Raw genomic sequence first — 1,884 nt, forward strand, 5'->3', positions numbered from 1 at the left:
GGGTGCAACCGGCCAGCTGCAGAGCGTAATCTTCACGAACAGGCATTATTTACCTCCCCGGCTACGTCGGAGTAAGAGGTCATGAGCTATCCGAAAAATTGCCAACTGGTAACGTGCCAAAGGTCTGATAGACTGTTCTTTACGGTATTCACGCACCCATTTACGCAGCCGTTGTTCGGATCGCATGTAACGTAGCTCTTGATAATGGTTCATCATGGTTGCCTCCATGGTGGTTAATGGTGGTCGAGTATCGAGGCCCACAGGCTGCCACCTGTGGGCTTTCTTTCACGACTTGCTTTGACTTTTGCCTTCTCGCACCCAGCTCTGGAACTTCACACAATAGACTTTGCACTCTGACCGGCTCAGGCAGGTGTCGCATGGGCAGCCCAGTGTGTCACCTCGGGTGGTTTCCTTTTTCGGCTCTGTATCTTTGCCGGGCCTGCTGTAGTAACCAGGTTCTACGCGCAGGATCTCTTCCATTGGGGCGACTACTGTAATCACTTAAAATTCCCTCACGTTGGCGACCAGACCAAGGCCATTGCAGTCTGGGCAGGTTTTGGTTGAGTCATCGTTTTCGTCATCGGGGTAGACGTAGATTTCGCCACTGCCATAACACTCACGGCACTGGCTCTTCCAACGGTTGTCTATGTGCAATTTGCGCCATTGTTTAGCCAGTTCTGGAAACAGCTCATTGCCGTTTTTCAGCAGTTCGTGAGGTTCAGTCCATAACCTGGCTCGACACTCCAGATAGGTGAGGGCAAGTTTCAGATTGCTTCGATCCAGGCTGCAAAGATCGGTGATGTCCAGCTGCCAATTATTACCGTTGTAACCGCTGAGCAGAAGCTGTGCAGCAGTGCATCCAGAGGATGAGCCATGCTGTGCTAATTTATAGAGTTCGACGACAGAGTTGGCATAATCATCCATTGTGCAGGTTGGTTCCAGTTCTCTGGCTATTGCCGACAGTGCACTGTTGCTAATTTGTTGTGCGTTCGCGTTCATGGTTCGCTCCTGGTCAAAGGTTCAATGGTTTTAAATATGCGCTGACCTTTCTTGGTCAGTCGCAGGCTGGTTCTGCGTTTGTCTGCCGGATCGGGTCCGACAATGAGTAAACCCATTCCTTGTTTCTCTCTGCCTTTTCTGCCGGCGGCCAGCATGGCCACAAGATGCTGTACTTCGGCATGGGGCATGGCCAGCTCTTCTGCCAGATCGCAGATGGCTGCACCTTCGTAATCTGCCACCATGGCCAGTACCTTCAACTTGATCAGGTCAAGATTCGGGTAGCGGTCGGCCAGTCGGAATAGCGGACTGTTAAACATGCTCTGCCTCACGGGGCTGCAGAATGCTGTCTACCCGACTGCGAATATCCATGTACCACTCATAATTGCGCTGACTGTGGCTGGCGATTTTTTCCAGCTGCCTGAATCGGAGTTGCCGCAGGGATGGCTCCATGCTGGCGATTTCAATGGCCATTTGTTCCCGCATACGGCGGCTAATGTCCTGTTTCAGTGCTTTCACTTTCATGGTCTGCAGGAAGTCACGCTGCTTGCTGAATGGCTGGCGGATCAGGTGCCTTGCCAGGCAATCCCGCTTGTGTTCTTCCTGTCTGGCTGCTTCTCTGGCGTTCATCATGGCTCCAATTTCCACAGGGTAGGTCTACAGAATCCCGCACTTACCGCACCGGCACCCAAAACAGGGCTGCAGGCCACTGATAGTGCAGGGTGGGTGGTGAAGTCGCTACCCGCACCCAAGTTCACCGTTTCTCTGTAACCCTTGATTTCATTAGGGTTGTGGGTTCGATGCTGGTGCAATTTTTTAACCTCTGAAACTGCACCTTGGTTCGTGCTTGGTGCGGTAAAAGTGCGGGTTGTTTGTTTTATGTAATTC

At 52.0% G+C, this 1,884-nt stretch carries 5 protein-coding genes; all 5 read right to left on the reverse strand.

All coding sequences use genetic code 11. The features are described from left to right. Positions 1-285: 285 nt before the first annotated feature. Complete coding sequence (locus KDK16_RS11635; RefSeq protein ID WP_257276239.1) at positions 286-501, reverse strand: hypothetical protein; 216 nt, start codon at positions 499-501, stop codon at positions 286-288. After that, a complete protein-coding gene (locus KDK16_RS11640; RefSeq protein ID WP_257276240.1) occupies positions 502-999 on the reverse strand; it encodes a hypothetical protein in 498 nt (165 codons plus the stop codon). Next, entirely contained in the window at positions 996-1,316 is a 321-nt protein-coding gene (locus tag KDK16_RS11645) for a hypothetical protein (RefSeq protein WP_257276241.1), read from the reverse strand. The genes KDK16_RS11640 and KDK16_RS11645 overlap by 4 nt, the downstream gene beginning before the upstream one ends. Further along, the gene (locus tag KDK16_RS11650) at positions 1,309-1,629 is read right to left on the reverse strand and encodes a hypothetical protein (protein ID WP_257276242.1); all 321 of its coding nucleotides are present in this window, start codon (positions 1,627-1,629) and stop codon (positions 1,309-1,311) included. Before KDK16_RS11650 ends, KDK16_RS11645 begins: the two co-directional genes overlap by 8 nt. Continuing rightward, positions 1,626-1,884 (reverse strand): hypothetical protein (locus KDK16_RS11655; protein ID WP_257276243.1); only part of this gene is annotated, 259 nt, incomplete at its 5' end. The genes KDK16_RS11650 and KDK16_RS11655, both read right to left, overlap by 4 nt.

It is taken from the genome of Endozoicomonas sp. SESOKO4 (assembly GCF_024606275.1).